We start from the raw sequence: 15,647 nt of genomic DNA on the forward strand, positions 1-15,647 counted from the left end.
TATCCCAAAGCCTGGGGCAGGTTACTCACGTGTTACTCACCCGTTCGCCGCTCGAGTACCCCGAAGGGCCTTTCCGCTCGACTTGCATGTGTTAAGCACGCCGCCAGCGTTCGTCCTGAGCCAGGATCAAACTCTCCAACAAAAACTTGAAGAAAATCCCAGCAACAAACCAAAATTTGCTGCCAAATTCAAGCCCAAGCCAACCCACCAAACAGCAGGCCAACCCAGACCAAAACGGCACTGGCTTTCCAAACACCCTGTTGAGTTCTCAAAGAACAACCACACACCATCAGAACCCCACACCAGGGCCCCTCCAGAGGCAACCGCTCTAAACTACCCGGACTATTCCGTGATCGTCAACCTGAACATTCAGGCGACAAACCCGTCTTAGCCGGCCCACAATCACGCACGCCAGCTCGGCGGTCGCTACTGTTGTGAGAATCGACAGACCGGCCGACATCCGCTTCGCGGCTATCCGCCCGGCTCCTGCCGGCTTCAGTACTCTACCCGGTCGGCTTCGTGATTGCAACTCCGTCTCCGGAAGTGCCTCACACCGCCCGCGCCCCAGCCCCGCTCGGCGGTATCGCCACGGTCCTGGTGCCCGCTCTCTGCCGGTTTGCCCGGCTTCCCGCGTGCAAAGAGAAAGTTACGCGGTCGTCCCGCAGAAGGCAAATCAAGATCCATCACTGGCGCCACCAGGCGGGGCAACCTCCGGCAGCCACCCACTCAACCGCGTGCGGAAGACCGGAACCGCTCATCCGTGGGAGAGTGTCTGCATGGCCCAGCTGACAGCGACCCCGGTGCTGGCCAAGGACACGCTACTCGGACTACTCCTGCCGTTCTGGCAACTCGTCATCGGCGCCGTCGTTCTCGTCGTCCTGATCCTGTCGATCGGCCGGCTGGCTCGTCGGGGACCGTCCCGAATGACGACGGCGCTCCTGGTCACGGCCGCCGCCATCGTCGGCCTCGCAACCATCGGTGTGCTGCTTCAGGGCTGAGGACGCCCCGCAACGGACGGTGGCCGCGACGACGAGCCGTTCACCGCCTACAGATGCAGATCCGCCGGCAACACCGCCGCTCAGCGCACTCGGTCGGGCTCAGGAAAGCTGGAGACGACGGTTGGCCAGGCTCGGCAATTCGGCCCGAACCGTCCGTAGCCGTTCCAGGTCGAGGTCGACAATCGCGAGCCCGGAGCCATCCGGTACCTGGGCGAGCACCGTCCCCCAGGGATCTATCACCATGCTGCGCCCGAAGCAGGTACGGCTCGGCTCGTGATCCCCCGTCTGGGCGGCAGCCGCAACGAAGCACTGGTTCTCGATCGCCCGGGCACGCAACAGCACCTCCCAGTGGTCCCGCCCCGTGTGCAGCATGAAAGCTGCCGGGACAAGGAGTAGGTCTGCCTCGCCGTCCGTGACGAGCTGGCGATAGAGCTCGGGGAAGCGAAGGTCGTAGCAGATCGACAGCCCGACCCGAATGCCCTCCACGTCAACCACGACCGGCTGCGAGCCAGCGGCGACCGTGGCTGACTCCAGATACGACACCCGGCCGGGGATCTCCACGTCGTACAGGTGGATCTTGCGGTAGGTGGCCGCGAGCGCCCCGGAATGATCGAACACCAGGCAGGTGTTGTACGAATGCTCCGGATCCGGGCCCCGCTCGTGAATCGAGCCGACGACAACCCAGAGGCCGAGCCGCTGCGCGGCGTCGGCGAAGAACCGCCCGACCTCCCCGTCCACCGGCTCCGCGACCGGCTGCCCGGCAACCGGACCGAGATAGTCGACGTACTCGGGGAGGATCGCGAGATCAGCACCACCGGCTGCCGCCCGCTCAAGCAGGGCCTCGGCGGCTGCCAGATTCGTCTCTCGGTCATCTCGAGCGTTCAACTGGCAGACCGCGACTCGCATGGACCCAGGTTACGGGCAGCGGGGTCAGCGGAACAGAAGCAGGACCACGGGCACGTCAGAATGGGCAACAGCAGAGCGCCTTGGGGCATCGAGGGCGTGGGTAGCTCCCCAGGGGCGAGTCAGCCCGATCAGGCGGACTTCTCCTCGCGCTCCCGCCGCGTCCGGCGGCTGGTGAACTCACGCGGAACGATCGTCGGGTTGACGTTCTCCAGCACCACTTCACGATTGATCAAAACGCGGGCCGCGTCGGGGTTACTGGGCACCTCGTACATCACGGAGAGCAGAACCTCCTCCATGATCGCGCGGAGGCCGCGGGCGCCGGTGCCACGGAGCATCGCCTGGTCGGCGATCGCCTCCAGGGCCGACTGCTCGAACTCCAGCTCGACGCCGTCCAACTCGAAGAGGCGCTGGTACTGCCGGACGAGCGCATTACGCGGCTCGGTGAGGATCTGCACCAGGGCCTCACGGTCGAGGCTGCGAACGTTGGTGATCACCGGGAGCCGACCGATGAACTCGGGGATCAGGCCGAACTTCAGCATGTCCTCCGGCATCACCTGGCTGAAGGTGTCATCGGTCGAACGCTCCGAGACCGCCCGCAGCCGGGCACCGAAACCCGTGCCACCGTGACCCGTACGCGCCTCAATGATCTGGTCGAGGCCCGCGAAGGCACCGCCGCAGATGAAGAGCACGTTGGTGGTGTCGATCTGGATGAACTCCTGATGCGGATGCTTGCGGCCGCCCTGGGGCGGAACGTTCGCGACCGTCCCCTCCAGCATCTTGAGCAGCGCCTGCTGCACACCCTCACCGGACACGTCGCGAGTAATCGACGGATTCTCTGACTTGCGCGCGATCTTGTCGACCTCGTCGATATAGATGATCCCGGTCTCGGCGCGCTTGATGTCGTAGTCAGCGGCCTGGATCAGCTTCAGGAGGATGTTCTCGACGTCCTCCCCGACGTATCCGGCCTCGGTCAGGGCTGTAGCGTCCGCGATGGCGAACGGCACGTTGAGCATCCGGGCCAGGGTCTGCGCCAGGTGGGTCTTGCCGCACCCGGTGGGGCCAAGCAGCAGAATGTTGGACTTGGCCAACTCGACGCTGTCCGCGCTGGGCGCGCCGGCCGCCTCGGCCTGAATTCGCTTGTAGTGGTTGTAGACCGCGACGGCGAGAGCCTTCTTGGCCTGAGCCTGACCCACGACGTAATTATCGAGGAACTGACAGATCTCCATCGGCTTGGGAAGCTCTTCCCACTTCACTTCGCCCGACTCGGCCAGCTCTTCCTCGATGATCTCGTTACAGAGATCGATACACTCGTCGCAGATGTAGACGCCAGGACCAGCGATAAGCTTCTTGACCTGCTTCTGCGATTTCCCACAGAAGGAGCACTTCAGTAGGTCGCCGCCGTCACCGATCCGTGCCACCTACAGTCTCCCTGCGCTCGTCGGCCAGCGATCCGGCCATGGCCCCCGGACACCGCGCGCCGCCCATCTCAGCTACCCACCGGCTCGACCGGCGAAGCGGTACAGACCCGACGTTACCCGCTGACGCGAGTTTCTCCGACCCCTAAAACGGGTGTGTCAGAGGTCGGTCGAGGCTCCCCTCGGCCGACCTCTGACCTGATCCGGCTCAGTTGGCGGCGTTGGCGGCCAGCAAGCCCTTCTTACGGCTGGTGAGGATAGTGTCGACCAACCCGTACTCGCGGGACTCCTCGGCCGTCATAATCTTGTCCCGGTCGATATCCTTACGGACCTTCTCCACCGGCTGGTTGCAGTGCCGCGAGAGCATCTCTTCCAGCTGGGTACGCATCCGCAGAATCTCCCGGGCCTGGATCTCGATATCCGAGCCCTGCCCGTAGCCCCCCTCCGTGGCAGGCTGGTGGATGATGATCCGCGAATTCGGCAGCGCCATCCGCTTACCGGGCGTGCCGGCCGAGAGCAGCACCGCCGCTGCACTGGCCGCCTGCCCCAGGCAGACCGTCTGAATATCCGGCCGGACGTACTGCATGGTGTCGTAGATCGCCGTCATGGCCGTGAACGAGCCACCCGGCGAGTTGATGTACATGATGATGTCGCGGTCCGGGTCCGTGCCCTCCAGCGTGAGCAGCTGGGCCATCACATCGTTGGCCGACGCGTCATCCACCTGGACCCCGAGGAAGATGATCCGATCCTCGAAGAGCTTGTTGTACGGGTTGGACTCCTTCACCCCGTACGACGTGCGCTCGACGAATGACGGCAGGACATAGCGGTTGTGTGCGGCCGCGAACTGCGGCGGCAGGCTCAGGTCGGTCATCGTCAGCTCCTCGCTCAGCTCAGGGTCCCGGCGCCTTCCGGAACCTGAGCGGCCCCGGTGATCACCTTGTCGATGAAGCCGTACTCCATGGCCTCCTGGGCGGTGAACCAACGGTCACGGTCCGAGTCCGCCTCGATCTGCGCCTGGCTCTGGCCGGTGTGGAAGGCGACCCGCTCCTGGAACATCCGCTTGGTGTAGAGCATCTGCTCCGCCTGGATAGCGATGTCCGAGGCGGTGCCGCCCATGCCACCCGACGGCTGGTGCATCATGATCCGGGCGTGCGGCAGGGCGTACCGCTTGCCCTTGGTGCCCGCGCAGAGCAGCAGCTGACCCATTGAGGCCGCCATACCCATCGCCACGGTGGACACGTCGTTGTCGATGAACTGCATCGTGTCGTAGATCGCCATGCCCGAGTAGACCGAGCCGCCCGGCGAGTTGATCCAGAGGTTGATGTCGCGGTCCGGGTCCTCCGCGGCGAGCAGCAGCAGCTGCGCGCAGATGCGGTTGGCGACCTGGTCGGTCACCTCGCTGCCCAGAAAGATGATTCGTTCCTTGAGCAACCGGTTGTAGACCGAGTCGTCGAGGTTGCCAATGTTGTCGCCACCGCGGGCGTCGATCGCCCGGGGCGGCGTCGGCGGGATGTGCATGTCGGTCATGGCAGCCCTTCGCTCTCCGTACCGTCCTACCCGACACTAACGGCTCGACCGAATGGCAGAACCCCGGTCGGGACACTGTTCGCTCTCAGCGCAGCCCCGGTCGGGCGTACCCGAAAACGGGTTTCGGCCGTCGCCCCCGCCAACGGCAGGGACGGCGGCCGAAACCTACGATCATTCCGCGTGGGCGTGCGCGGCCTCGTTCTCGGCGCGCAGGGCGTCGAGGCTGACCGCCTCGCCGGCAGCATCCTTGATCGTGATGCGATCCATGATCGAGGCCAGGGCCTTGCCCCGCCGGACATCACCGTAGACCGCGCCGGCGGCACCAGAGCGGACCAGCTGGTCGTAGAACTGCTGCGGGGCCACCCCGGCGCGCTGCGCCCGGTGCACGATCTCGTGGCCGAACTCGTCGTCGGAGACCTGAATCTCCTCTGCGTCGGCGACGGTGTCCAGCAGAAGCTGGATCTTCACGCCCTGGGTGGCCGCCTCGGTCAGCTCGGTGTTGATCTGCTCCTCGGTCTTCTCCTCGGACGCGAGGTACTCCTCCATCGAGGCGCCGATCCGCTCGAGCTGATCCACCATCGCCGCCTTGCGGCTCTCGACCTCCTCGCGGACAACGCCCTCCGGCGCCGGCACCTCGGCCGTCTCGACAATCTGCTCGAGGGCCTTGTCCCGGGCGGCGTAGATCTGCTCGACCTGCTTGCTCCGGGTCACCCGCTCGCGTACGTCGTCGCGAAGCTCCGCGATGGTGTCGAACTCGCTCGCCAGCTCGGCGAACTCGTCGTCCAGCTCCGGCAGCTCCTTCTCCTTGACCGTACGGACGGTCACCGAGACCTCGGCGTCGCGGCCGGCGTAGTCCCCGCCGACAAGCTGCGTGGTGAAGGTGGTGCTCGCGTCGGCGGCCAGGCCGACGACGGCCTCGTCCAGGCCCGGCAGGAGCTGCTTGCTGCCGACCTCGTGCGAGAGGTTGGTCGCCGAGCCGCCCGGGACCTCCTCGCCGTCAACGGTCGCGTTCAGGTCGATCTGCACGAAGTCACCCTCGGCGGCAGCCCGCTCGACGGTCTTCAGCGTCGCGAACCGCTCCCGCAGGCTCTGCACCTGCTCATCGATCTCGCTGTCATCGATCTTCAGCTCATCAACGGTCACCTCGACCGTCGACAGGTCGGGGAGGTTGAGCTCCGGCCGGATGTCCACCTCGGCGGTGAAGTTGAGCGAGTCGCCGTCCGCGAACTCGGTGATCTCGACCTCGGGACGGCCAAGCGTCTTCAGGTCGTGCTCACGCACCGCCGAGAGGATGTTCTGCGGGATGGCCTCCTGGACCGCCTCGTTGAGCACGGTGCCCCGGCCGACCCGCTGATCGATCACGGCGGCCGGAACCTTCCCCCGACGGAAGCCGGGAACCTGGACCTGCTGGCCGATCTCCCGGTACGCCTTCTTGAGGCTCGGCTCGAGCTCGACGAACGGCACCTCGATGGCGAGCCGCACGCGCGTCGGGCTCAGAGTCTCGACGGTGCTCTTCACAGGCGTACTCCTTGACGGATCTTGGTGGTCTGGGCGCTGTCTACAGCCCATCGAGTGTAGGCGAGCCGGTACGGCCTGCAGGCAGGGCCCGGGAACCACACGTAGAACGGCGGCGCCCGGGTCAACCCGGCCGCGATCGACAGTCGGGGTGGCGGGATTTGAACCCACGGCCCCTCGCTCCCAAAGCGAGTGCGCTACCAAGCTGCGCCACACCCCGTGGCGGGAAGCAGTCTATGCCGTCCACACCCACGCACAGTTCCCCGGGGCCATATCTGACCGCGTGTCCCGCCGTCGAGTCGACCGGCGGAGCCCACCGACCGGCTCGGGATAGCCGCCGTGGCGATCCGCCGAGTCGCGCCACACCGCCCGGGAGCAGCGCTGCTCCGAGCACGCCCTCGCCCGCGCCCGAGGTCCGTTCCCGACCACAGCCCTGGGCGGGCTGCGCGGAGATCGGCGGCATTGGGTACGCTGTCGGCGCGCCTCCACACGGGGGCCGTCGCGGGCGTAGCTCAATGGCAGAGCTTCAGTCTTCCAAACTGACGGTGCGGGTTCGATTCCCGTCGCCCGCTCCACCGCTTCCGGCCCAGGTCAACGGCGTCATCGCCGAACCTTGGCCGTTCTCGTTCTAGCCCGTCGCCGTGCTCCCACAGCTGGCCTCGGCATCAGGGCCACTACCGTCCATCGCGGTCGAGAGGGCTTGCGCCGCGAGTCGGCAGTCGTGACAACGACAGTAACCGGCCCGGACGAAGGTGCCCATCGGCAGCCGGGCATGGCCAAACGGCCGACGTCACGAACGCGGATAGACGATGCCGGACGACTTACCACTGCCGAATCACTCTCAAGAGAATCAAGGGTGAGCGCTGAGCACAGCCCCTCCGGTAGGTATCAATCTGCCGTCATGGGGTGGGATCGGTTAGCCAGTTCGTCAACCGCACAAGCTGATCACGCAGTTCAAAAGGCCCACTGACCTGGACATGGTCAACACGGCTATCTCCGCGCATCAGCCTTACGTATCCGGTCGGCCAGATTTCGGCCACGCCGGACGTCTCACCCAGCCGGAGCGTCACGCTCGCCAGAGGATCCACCGGGGTCAGCAGATCGTCCTGATCTGCGCCCCACGCCTGTTGCTCGACTCCGCGCAAGTCCCAGCCTCGCTTGAGGGATCTACACACATCGACAATGGCAGGCAGGTCGAGAGGGTCCATGCTTGCACCGTACGGCGAGCGTCCGCGCGAGCCTGAGACGTCTGACGAGCGGTCCGTGACGATCGCGGGGGGGGGTCGGGGGGCGGGCGCCGTCGAGGTCGGGGCGATCGGCTGCCGCGCCGCAGTTTGCCACCGGGTATGTGGGTCCGACCGGCTGCTGACCACCAGCATCAGTCGTCGCCGTTCGAGCGCGGCCGGCCGGAGCGGTGAAGCTACGAGACGTCGAACAGGCGCAACATCGTACTCGGCGAAGTCGGCGTAGTCCTTGCCGTTGAAGGTCGCCAGCGGCAGCCGGTCGACCAGGCAGCAGGCCGCGATCCAGGAGTCGTTCGTCGGACGGTCCACTTGGTCAACCCTGCGAGCGTGACGAACGTCACGCTCAGGTAGTTCGGGCCTACCAATCGCCGGGATGGCCGCTGGCGCGTTCCCGTACCCCGCCGGCGCTACCTCCCAAGAAGTCAAGAGGTAGGAAGCGCTGTGGTTCGCGCTGGCGGTGTGGGCGACGGCCATGCCACTCGCCGTCGCCCACACCGCCGGCGCGCCGTCGTGGATTGCCGGGCTCGGTTGGGGACTGCTCGCCGTCCTGTTCGGCTCCCTCGTGCCGTACGGCATCATCTATTTCGGGGTGCGCCGCGGCACACTCACCGATCACCACATCGGCGTACGCGAGCAGCGCCACAAGCCACTGGGCTATGGGCTGCTCTCGGTACTCACCGTGTCGCGGGTCCGGCTCCGCGACCACACCACCAGCCAGGTCGTCGCCGGAGCCGTCGTGGGTGCACTGGTCGCGGTCCCCACGTCCTCGTGCCCTCGTAATCCGGCCCGGACGTAATTCAGCCGGGCCGGACTACAGTGCGACCTCGAACGAGGGGCGAACCGGCCGGTCAAACGGTGATGATGACCTTTCCCCGGGCGTGGCCTTCCTCCAGGTAGCTAATCGCCTCGGGCACCTCACTCAGGGGGAAGGTCCGATCGAGGACCGGGGTGACCTTTCCCGATTCGAAGAGATCGCAGAGCGCTGCCAGGTCGTCCCGTTTGGGACTCGCCACGAAGAACACCAGGCGCTGCCGTACGAACAGTGACAGGGCGAGCCCACGAAGTACGCGAGCCAGCGGGCCGAGCAGCCCGTCGCCCGAACCACTGTTCAAGATGAGCGTTCCCCGTGGGGTGAGCATGCGTCTGCAGGCAAGGAGCGAGTGGTTACCGACGTTGTCGAGGAGCACGTCGTAGCGTCGTCCACTGCGGGTGAACTCCGCTTTGGTGTAGTCGATGACGTGGTCGGCACCCAGATCGCGGACCAGCTCGACGTTCCGGCTGCTGCAGACCCCGGTCACTTCGGCTCCCAGCGCCTTGCCGATCTGCACGGCGAAGGTGCCCACGCCGCCCGCCGCGCCGTTAACCAGGAGCCGCTGACCGGGCTGCAGCCGCCCGTGGTGGCGTAGCGCCTGATAGGCGGTGAGGGCGGCCACCGGCACCGAAGCAGCCTGTTCCAGGGTCAGGCTGGTCGGCTTTTTCAGCACTCCAGCGTCGTGGCGCATCGTGACGTACTCGGCGAGCGCCCCTTGCTTCAGGGCGAACACCTCGTCTCCTACCTGGAACGTGGTGACGTTGCTACCCACCGCTTCGACCTGCCCGGCCAGGTCGTGCCCGAGTGTGTTCGCCTTGGGGCGGGTCAGCCCACCCTGCGCCCGGGTGATGTACGGGCTGCCGCGCATCATGTGCCAGTCCACCGGGTTGACCGAGGCTGCCCGTACCCGGACCAGCACCTCGTCGTCACCGACGGTGGGCATCTCGAGCTCCTCAAGGGTGAGGACCTCGGACGAGCCGTACGCGTAGAAACGGATTCCTTTCATCGGTTCCCTCTCATTCCACGCTGCGTAGTATGTGTTCGATCGATGCCGTACGGGTTCGTAGTTCGGCGAGGTCAACGGCGCTTCGTTGCTGGGCGTCGAGAGTGTTCTCGGCGAGCTTCTCGAACCGGTGTACGAGCTGACGCAGGTCGTCTGCTCGGGCGGCCGCCCGCTTCTCTTTTCGGCCCTCGAAGAGCCCGACGATGACCAGGGCGACCAGGAAGGCCGCCACGATGACCACGACCAGCAGGAAGACAGTCGTTGGCCAGGACATTTCCCCTCCAAGCGGGTCCATTACGTTGACTCCTTGGGTGCGGGACCCTTTCCCGGATCCGGCATGGTGAGGGTCTGGGCCGCCTCGGCTATCGCCGATGCGGTTAGGTGTAGATCGAAGTCGGTGACTTCGTAGTACTTCATGGCTTTGCCATCCTCGGAGAGCTCAAGCCGGCCGGTGATCAGGCCTGCCGCCTCCAGCCGCCGCAGATGCATGTGCAGGAGTGGACGACTCACCCCGAGCTCGCGGGCCAGCTGGCTCACATAGTCACGACGGCCGGCCAAGGTCGCGACGATGCGTAGTCGAATCGGGTTGGCCAGCGCCGCCAGCATCTCGACCAGGTCGTCTCCGGTCGGTCCGCTCACTGCCACAAGATCCCTTCATGTGTCATCTTTTTCTTACACGTGAAACCCTAGCAGTCACCACCCCCGTCGGCAATGCTCAATGCGGTTGAGGACGATCACCACAACTGGTGCCAGATCCGCCGCTCCTCGTCGGTGAGGGGCTGATCTGGGACGAGCCGCTCCGGGTGACCTGGCGGTGGCTGCTCAACGAACGGACCCAGTCCCGGCAGCACAAACCGGCGGCCCCCACCGACCGGGGAATGACTGTCGGCGGGAATGGAACCGCCTTCCGGCCCAGCACTGCCCGCGGGCCCCGCGTCACCCCACCGGGCCCGACCGCCCCGCAGAATCTCCCGGGGATCCATTCCAACGACCGACGCCCCGAACAGGCTCAGGCCGAACGCCACCTCGGAGGCGATTCGCCGGAGCCAGCCCATCAGCTCGCCACACCCGCAGCTGGAGCGGCGCGATCAACACTCTGTTCGGTCGCACCGGTCAACAGCCGACCGCAGTTCCCGTACGCAGGAAGCTGCGCAAGGTCCGCCGCAGCCAGCCCAACCACTGATGCGTACGTCAAGGGGCTCCTCGGGTCCGGCGCCAAGCTGAGCCGACCGATTCTCCCGAGCCACACTCAACGCCGACTCAAGTCAGCAGAAGGAAGGCCCTTCCCGTCAGCTGTTGGTGATCCAGCTCCAGAACGAAACCACCCACTCGGTCTGCTTGAGCCACCCGAAGCCAAGACTGACGAGAAAGACGGCCGTCACCAGGTGCGCGCCGCGGGCACCCCGCCGCACCCGGCCCAGACGCTGCTCCAGCACCACCCGGCCAACCAACCGGGCGAGGGCGAACAATCCGACCGCCACCAGCAGGCTCAACAGAAAGATCAACAATGGCGCGGCGAGGTTGCCGCCACCCGAGATCGCCCAGATCCCCCAACAGACGAACGCGAAGAGCGCTCCGCCGGCACTCCACTCCCGGCCCGGGCGGAGCTGCGCGAGGTGCCAGCTCACCGGTCGACGCGAAGCCCGCGCCTCCGGCCAGCCCGCCCCGACCTCCTCCTGCTCGACCACCGGGAACGGCGTGGTCCGACGGGCACCGGTCTGCCCGACCGAGGCCACCCCCCGCTGGAAGGCATCCGGCTGCGGCGGCACCCCGGCATCCGGCTGCGACGGCACCCCGCCTCCCCACTGCGGCGGCACCCCGACGCCTGGCTGCGGCGGCACCTCGACGGTCCGCTCGGCCCACGGTTGCGTCTGATCGGCCATGTCGTCCCTCCCCTGGACCAGGCGGGGACCGGCGGGCCCCGTCTGGCTATCGAGGGTAGCCAGAACACAAATATGTCTCCGCTACGGACCACCGGGCCTGCCGACCTGGCACAGTGCGCTAGACACGAAGACATGAACTTCGTACCGAACTTCGGTGTCGCCCGTACCGAGGATCTCGAAGAGTTGGGCGAGCTGATCGGCAGCCTCTTCCACAGCAGCTTGGACGCCGAGTCACAGGTTGTCCAGCAGAGCCTCCTGGAGCCCGAACGCACCCTGGTCGTCCGCGACAACACCGAGCTGGTGGCGACCGCCACCGCCTTCACCCGCGAACTGACCGTACCGGGGGCGCACCTGCCCGCAGCGCACGTCAGCATGGTCGCGGTGGCGCCGACACACCGCCGCCGTGGCCTGCTCACCGAGTTGATGCGACGGCAGCTCCGCGACGTCCGCGACGTCGGCACCGAGCCGGTCGCGCTGCTGTGGGCCAGCGAGGGGCGGATCTACCCACGCTTCGGCTACGGCCTGGCCTGCCAGCAGTTGGTGGTGGTGGAGTGCGAGACCACCGAGCTACGCCTGCCCGATCCCACCGCCGCTGAAGGTCAGCTCCGCCTGACCAAACCGGCGCACTGCCGGGCCGAGCTGGCCCGGGTGTACGACCAGGTTCGGCCGGACCGGCCCGGCTGGTCCAACCGCAGCGAGGTGTGGTGGAACTATGTTCTCGCCGATCCGGCCGCCCGCCGGGAGGGGGCCACCGAACGTCGAGCTCTGCTGCACGAGGGCCCCGAGGGCGTCAACGGGTACGCGCTCTTCCGCACCCGCCACGCCTGGGACGCGGTCGGGCCGAAGGCCATCACCATCGTTGACGAGGTGGTGAGCAGCAACCCGGCCGCCAATCTGGCGATGTGGCGTCTGCTGCTCGCCCTCGACCTGACCCGCCGGCTCACGCTACGCGGCGTGCCGTTGGACGACCCGCTGCTACGGCTGCTCAACGAGCCACGCCGGCTCGACGCGCGGCTGACCGACGCCCTCTGGCTGCGGGTGGTGGATCTGCCGGCGGCCCTCTCCGCCCGACGGTACGCGACCTCGGTTGACGTGGTGCTGGAGGTCACCGACGAACTGCTGTCGGAGAACGCTGGCCGGTGGCGGCTGACCGGCGGGCTGGACGGGGCCAGCTGCGTACCCAGCACCGGGGCGGCCGACCTGGCCTGCGACATCCGGGCCCTCGGCGAGCTGTACCTGGGCGGGACCGGACTGGGCGAACTGGCGGCTGCCGGTCGGGTTCGGGAACTGCGACCCGGCGCCCTGGCCGCCGCCGGGCCAGCCTTCGGTTGGCACCGGGCTCCCGCTGCCATGGAGATCTTCTGACGCCGCGGGGTACGGTCGGTTGATGGGTGACGTGGAGCGACGACGGCGACGGCACCGGCAACCCGCTGACCGCGCCGCCGAGAGCCCGAGCCCGGCCCGGACAGCGGTCGGAGGGCAGAGCGGCGGCCGGCCGCGCCGAGGCGGCACCGAGGAGAACGAACGCGGACTGCGGGGCCTGGTCGGCGCTGGCTCGTCGCAGGTGAGCGTGACCGCGGCGATGCGGGCCCGGGACGCCACCCGACCGACGGAGCAAGACCTGGCGGAGGCGGAGGCCCGGGTAGTCCTGGTCCGTCGGAACTGGGTTCCGCGCGAGGACCTCCCCCGTCGGTGAACGGCCCGGCTCAGGGCAGGTCCGGCAGCTTCCGGGTGCGCTCGTAGTCGGCCACCTGGTCGATGCGGCGGACGTGACGTTGCTTTTCGGAGAACGGGGTGGTCAGGAACGCCTCGACGATGGCGGTGGCCTCATCGAGGGTGTGCTGCCGCCCGCCGATCGCGACGATGTTCGCGTTGTTGTGTTCCCGGGCCAGGTGTGCGGTATCGATACTCCAAGCCAGCGCGGCCCGGACACCGTCGATCTTGTTCGCGGCGATCTGCTCGCCGTTGCCGGAGCCCCCGATAACCACGCCGAGGCTCCCCCGGTCGGCAACCACCCGGTCGCCGGTGTGTAGGCAGAACGTCGGGTAGTCGTCGTCCGGGTCGTAGGCGTGGGGGCCGACGTCAACCACGTCGTACCCCTCCTTGGCCAGGTGGTTGGCCAGGTGCGCCTTCAGCTCGAAACCGGCGTGGTCGGATCCCAGGTAGACACGCATACCGGGCAGTCTGACAGGGCTTGTCTCCGACCGACGCTCGCGGGTCGGTCGGAGACAACTTCCGCACAGTCCGGGAGGACCTCAGATTGCCCGGGAAAGCGCCAGGGCGCGCCCGGGAAGACGCCCGGGGGCCCGGGTGGGCGTGTCTACCCTCCGCGCTGTCCGGACAGCAACTCGGCGACGACCAGTCCGCCCCGGGCCTTTGGGGTGAACCAGGTGCTCTTGCGGGGCATCTTCTCCCGCGCCAGGTTCACCGCGACGAAGTCGTCCACGGTCACCGGTGCGACGAGAACGGCCAGCTCGGCACGGCCGGCGTCGACCTCACCGGTGAGCCAGCTCGCCGGGTAGTCGCCGCCGACGTAGGTGATCCGCTTGTCGCCCGGGTCCAGCCCCAGCGCGTCCCGCAGCAGCAGCCGCTCGACCAGGGCATGGTCCAGGTTCTCCAGGCGTCCCGCGCCGACCTGGGGCAGGCGTACGGCGTACGCCGCATCGGGGAGCCGAAGGTGGATGGTGCCGCCGGCGGCCGGGACCTCGACGGGGCCGTCGATCGGCTCGACCTGGGCGCCGGCGGCGCGAAGTCGGTCGATCAGCTCATCCGAGCTGGTGGTGAGCTCGTCAACCAACCGGTTGTACGGGGCAATGGCGACCGAGGCCGGCGTGGTGACCACGGCCAGGAAGCGCGGTAGCCCGCCGGTCTGGGCCGCGAGACTGCGGTGGTTGCCGTCGGCGACGACCAACTCGCCGCCGCCGGCCAGAGCGGTCAGCTCGTCCTGCTGCTCGCCCGGACCGACCAGCCAGATGGCGTGCGTCCGCCCGGCCTGGTCGGTGTCGGTCGCGGCCGGCACCCCGGCCCGGTCAGCCGCCGCCGCGAGGGCGGTGTGTAGCTCGTCACCCCGGCCGGTCTGAAGCAGGAGCACCGGCGACAGCAGATGCCCCAACGCCTCGGCCAGGGCCACCCGCTCGCGAACCTTGGCGATGAAGACATCCTCGTTGCGGATGACCAAACCCGGCTCGGCGGCGCTGGTGGAGATCTGGTCGGTATCAACCATGACGAACAGCCCGTACCCGGGCTCCTCCTGCGGGGCGCTGATCCGATAGAGGACCACCACCTGCTCGGCGGGGGTGTAGCTGCCCGCCGCCTTCGCCTCGGCGAGCCGGGCTACCGCCTCCGGGAGCGCTTCGAGAAAGGCCTTCCCCCGGCTCTCCGGGGCCCGATGCGGCATCTCGATACCGAGGGCGCTGTGCGGATTCACCTCAATGATCGAGGTGATCTCCGCGTCGTCGGCGAACTCGTCGTAGTTCTGCGCACCGGTGCCGCCAGTGGTGATCCAGGCCCGGGCGATGGGATGGGCGACCGTCATGCCCGCTGACGCTACCGGTACCGCTCACCTCTGGTGTCCGGGCCCACCCGCTGCGCATCGAAGCACCGCCGGCACTGGCGGTGCTGCGGGCGCCGGCCATCCACCCGGCGACGCCCGGGGCCCGCCTCACCCTCAGTCGAAGATGGGGCCGAGCTCGCGGGAGCGCTTGAGTTCGAAGAACCCCGGCGTGCCGGCGACCAGCAGAACGCCGTCCCACAGCCGGCCGGCGGCCTCGCCCCGGGGAGCCGGGGTGACGACCGGGCCGAAGAAGGCAACCGGGTTCCCGTCCGGGCCCGGCGCGTGGATGACGGGGGTTCCGACATCGGTGCCGACCGGCCGCATACCCGCCTCGTGGCTGGCACGCAGCGCTCCGTCGTAGTCGGTGCTGTCGGCGGCCTTGGCCAGCTCCGGATCCAGTCCGGCGTCGGTCAGGGCAGCGGTGAACAGCTCCCCGGTGAGCTGCTCGGACTGCAGATGGATCCGGTTACCGAACGCGGTGTACAGGTCCCGCAGCGCCCCGGTGCCGTACCGCTGCTCGGCAGCGACACAGACCCGAACCGGACCCCATCCCGACTTCATCAGCGCCTGGTACTCCGCGGGCAGGTCCCGGCCCTCGTTGAGCACAGACAGGCTCATCACGTGGAAGCGGATGTCCACGGCCCGGACCCGCTCGACCTCCAGCAGCCAACGAGAGGTTATCCACGCCCACGGGCAGATCGGGTCGAACCACAGGTCGACGGTGACACGCTCACTCACAGTGAAGTCCCTTCACGACAGGTGCGCCGGTTTTCGGCGCCTGCACCGATCCTC

The 15,647-nt window shown here is 67.6% G+C and carries 18 protein-coding genes, 2 tRNA genes and 1 rRNA gene; 5 read left to right on the plus strand and 16 right to left on the minus strand.

Annotated features, from left to right (window positions below):
* Positions 1-142 (minus strand): 16S ribosomal RNA (locus K228_RS0113555); the annotation flags it as partial.
* Between the two features lie 634 nt (positions 143-776).
* Between K228_RS0113555 and K228_RS0113560 the strand changes: the two genes are divergently transcribed.
* Entirely contained in the window at positions 777-998 is a 222-nt protein-coding gene (locus tag K228_RS0113560; protein WP_025618925.1) for a hypothetical protein, read from the plus strand.
* Between the two features lie 99 nt (positions 999-1,097).
* Here the strand turns inward: K228_RS0113560 and K228_RS0113565 are convergent, their stop codons facing one another.
* The 6 genes from K228_RS0113565 to K228_RS0113590 all read right to left on the minus strand — a co-directional run bounded on the left by K228_RS0113565 (position 1,098) and on the right by K228_RS0113590 (position 6,581).
* The gene (locus K228_RS0113565; RefSeq protein WP_025618926.1) at positions 1,098-1,904 is read right to left on the minus strand and encodes a carbon-nitrogen hydrolase family protein; all 807 of its coding nucleotides are present in this window, start codon (positions 1,902-1,904) and stop codon (positions 1,098-1,100) included.
* Positions 1,905-2,032: 128 nt separating this feature from the next.
* Positions 2,033-3,322, minus strand: coding sequence for an ATP-dependent Clp protease ATP-binding subunit ClpX (gene clpX, locus K228_RS0113570; protein ID WP_018732816.1), 1,290 nt, complete (start codon positions 3,320-3,322; stop codon positions 2,033-2,035).
* A 205-nt stretch (positions 3,323-3,527) separates the two neighbouring features.
* Positions 3,528-4,190 (minus strand): ATP-dependent Clp protease proteolytic subunit, encoded by a 663-nt coding sequence (locus K228_RS0113575; protein WP_025618927.1) that lies wholly within the window; start codon positions 4,188-4,190, stop codon positions 3,528-3,530.
* A gap of 14 nt (positions 4,191-4,204) precedes the next feature.
* Entirely contained in the window at positions 4,205-4,846 is a 642-nt protein-coding gene (locus K228_RS0113580; RefSeq protein ID WP_012014705.1) for an ATP-dependent Clp protease proteolytic subunit, read from the minus strand.
* 171 nt (positions 4,847-5,017) lie between these two features.
* Complete coding sequence (tig, locus tag K228_RS0113585; RefSeq protein ID WP_025618928.1) at positions 5,018-6,364, minus strand: trigger factor; 1,347 nt, start codon at positions 6,362-6,364, stop codon at positions 5,018-5,020.
* A 143-nt stretch (positions 6,365-6,507) separates the two neighbouring features.
* Positions 6,508-6,581 (minus strand) — tRNA-Pro (locus tag K228_RS0113590).
* Positions 6,582-6,862: 281 nt separating this feature from the next.
* On the opposite strand from K228_RS0113590, the gene K228_RS0113595 reads away from it, so the two are divergent.
* Positions 6,863-6,936: transfer RNA gene (locus K228_RS0113595), tRNA-Gly, on the plus strand.
* 324 nt (positions 6,937-7,260) lie between these two features.
* On the opposite strand, the gene K228_RS29525 is transcribed toward K228_RS0113595, so the two are convergent.
* Positions 7,261-7,914: a PIN domain-containing protein gene (locus K228_RS29525; RefSeq protein WP_245603474.1), complete on the minus strand. Its 654-nt coding sequence runs from the start codon at positions 7,912-7,914 to the stop codon at positions 7,261-7,263.
* Between the two features lie 163 nt (positions 7,915-8,077).
* On the opposite strand from K228_RS29525, the gene K228_RS0113605 reads away from it, so the two are divergent.
* Positions 8,078-8,401, plus strand: coding sequence for a phosphatase PAP2 family protein (locus K228_RS0113605; RefSeq protein ID WP_025618929.1), 324 nt, complete (start codon positions 8,078-8,080; stop codon positions 8,399-8,401).
* Between the two features lie 52 nt (positions 8,402-8,453).
* On the opposite strand, the gene K228_RS0113610 is transcribed toward K228_RS0113605, so the two are convergent.
* The 5 genes from K228_RS0113610 to K228_RS0113630 all read right to left on the minus strand — a co-directional run bounded on the left by K228_RS0113610 (position 8,454) and on the right by K228_RS0113630 (position 11,302).
* Positions 8,454-9,422, minus strand: coding sequence for an NAD(P)-dependent alcohol dehydrogenase (locus K228_RS0113610; protein ID WP_025618930.1), 969 nt, complete (start codon positions 9,420-9,422; stop codon positions 8,454-8,456).
* A 10-nt stretch (positions 9,423-9,432) separates the two neighbouring features.
* Positions 9,433-9,714 (minus strand): hypothetical protein, encoded by a 282-nt coding sequence (locus K228_RS0113615; protein WP_033660542.1) that lies wholly within the window; start codon positions 9,712-9,714, stop codon positions 9,433-9,435.
* Positions 9,714-10,064, minus strand: a complete 351-nt coding sequence (locus tag K228_RS0113620) for an ArsR/SmtB family transcription factor (RefSeq protein WP_033776888.1) — start codon at positions 10,062-10,064, stop codon at positions 9,714-9,716. The genes K228_RS0113615 and K228_RS0113620 overlap by 1 nt, the downstream gene beginning before the upstream one ends.
* A gap of 89 nt (positions 10,065-10,153) precedes the next feature.
* Positions 10,154-10,474 carry a DUF6059 family protein gene (locus K228_RS0113625; RefSeq protein ID WP_025618932.1) on the minus strand — a complete coding sequence of 107 codons (321 nt, stop codon included), beginning with the start codon at positions 10,472-10,474 and terminating at the stop codon, positions 10,154-10,156.
* A gap of 234 nt (positions 10,475-10,708) precedes the next feature.
* On the minus strand, positions 10,709-11,302 hold the full coding sequence (locus tag K228_RS0113630) for a hypothetical protein (RefSeq protein WP_025618933.1): 594 nt from the start codon (positions 11,300-11,302) through the stop codon (positions 10,709-10,711).
* 132 nt (positions 11,303-11,434) lie between these two features.
* On the opposite strand from K228_RS0113630, the gene K228_RS0113635 reads away from it, so the two are divergent.
* Positions 11,435-12,667 carry a GNAT family N-acetyltransferase gene (locus K228_RS0113635; RefSeq protein WP_025618934.1) on the plus strand — a complete coding sequence of 411 codons (1,233 nt, stop codon included), beginning with the start codon at positions 11,435-11,437 and terminating at the stop codon, positions 12,665-12,667.
* A gap of 22 nt (positions 12,668-12,689) precedes the next feature.
* Complete coding sequence (locus K228_RS0113640) at positions 12,690-12,998, plus strand: hypothetical protein (RefSeq protein WP_025618935.1); 309 nt, start codon at positions 12,690-12,692, stop codon at positions 12,996-12,998.
* Positions 12,999-13,008: 10 nt separating this feature from the next.
* Here K228_RS0113640 and K228_RS0113645 read toward each other — a convergent pair whose 3' ends face one another.
* From K228_RS0113645 to K228_RS0113655, 3 genes are all read right to left on the minus strand, one after another.
* Positions 13,009-13,476: a ribose-5-phosphate isomerase gene (locus K228_RS0113645; protein ID WP_025618936.1), complete on the minus strand. Its 468-nt coding sequence runs from the start codon at positions 13,474-13,476 to the stop codon at positions 13,009-13,011.
* A gap of 146 nt (positions 13,477-13,622) precedes the next feature.
* Positions 13,623-14,837, minus strand: a complete 1,215-nt coding sequence (locus tag K228_RS0113650; RefSeq protein ID WP_025618937.1) for a DUF1015 family protein — start codon at positions 14,835-14,837, stop codon at positions 13,623-13,625.
* Between the two features lie 132 nt (positions 14,838-14,969).
* Positions 14,970-15,593: a mycothiol-dependent nitroreductase Rv2466c family protein gene (locus tag K228_RS0113655; RefSeq protein WP_025618938.1), complete on the minus strand. Its 624-nt coding sequence runs from the start codon at positions 15,591-15,593 to the stop codon at positions 14,970-14,972.
* Positions 15,594-15,647: the final 54 nt, after the last annotated feature.

The sequence above is a fragment of the Salinispora cortesiana genome (assembly GCF_000484695.1).
In the GTDB taxonomy this organism is placed as follows: Bacteria; Actinomycetota; Actinomycetes; order Mycobacteriales; family Micromonosporaceae; genus Micromonospora; species Micromonospora cortesiana.

Excerpts from the sequence above, each read along its gene's own strand:
- K228_RS0113560 (WP_025618925.1), top strand. The coding sequence starts at position 777 with ATGGCCCAGCTGACAGCGACCCCGGTGCTGGCCAAGGACACGCTACTC.
- K228_RS0113565 (WP_025618926.1), bottom strand. The coding sequence starts at position 1,904 with ATGCGAGTCGCGGTCTGCCAGTTGAACGCTCGAGATGACCGAGAGACG.
- K228_RS0113575 (WP_025618927.1), bottom strand. The coding sequence starts at position 4,190 with ATGACCGACCTGAGCCTGCCGCCGCAGTTCGCGGCCGCACACAACCGC.
- K228_RS0113580 (WP_012014705.1), bottom strand. The coding sequence starts at position 4,846 with ATGACCGACATGCACATCCCGCCGACGCCGCCCCGGGCGATCGACGCC.
- K228_RS0113605 (WP_025618929.1), top strand. The coding sequence starts at position 8,078 with ATGCCACTCGCCGTCGCCCACACCGCCGGCGCGCCGTCGTGGATTGCC.
- K228_RS0113610 (WP_025618930.1), bottom strand. The coding sequence starts at position 9,422 with ATGAAAGGAATCCGTTTCTACGCGTACGGCTCGTCCGAGGTCCTCACC.
- K228_RS0113615 (WP_033660542.1), bottom strand. The coding sequence starts at position 9,714 with ATGGACCCGCTTGGAGGGGAAATGTCCTGGCCAACGACTGTCTTCCTG.
- K228_RS0113625 (WP_025618932.1), bottom strand. The coding sequence starts at position 10,474 with ATGGGCTGGCTCCGGCGAATCGCCTCCGAGGTGGCGTTCGGCCTGAGC.
- K228_RS0113630 (WP_025618933.1), bottom strand. The coding sequence starts at position 11,302 with ATGGCCGATCAGACGCAACCGTGGGCCGAGCGGACCGTCGAGGTGCCG.
- K228_RS0113635 (WP_025618934.1), top strand. The coding sequence starts at position 11,435 with ATGAACTTCGTACCGAACTTCGGTGTCGCCCGTACCGAGGATCTCGAA.
- K228_RS0113640 (WP_025618935.1), top strand. The coding sequence starts at position 12,690 with ATGGGTGACGTGGAGCGACGACGGCGACGGCACCGGCAACCCGCTGAC.
- K228_RS0113645 (WP_025618936.1), bottom strand. The coding sequence starts at position 13,476 with ATGCGTGTCTACCTGGGATCCGACCACGCCGGTTTCGAGCTGAAGGCG.
- K228_RS0113650 (WP_025618937.1), bottom strand. The coding sequence starts at position 14,837 with ATGACGGTCGCCCATCCCATCGCCCGGGCCTGGATCACCACTGGCGGC.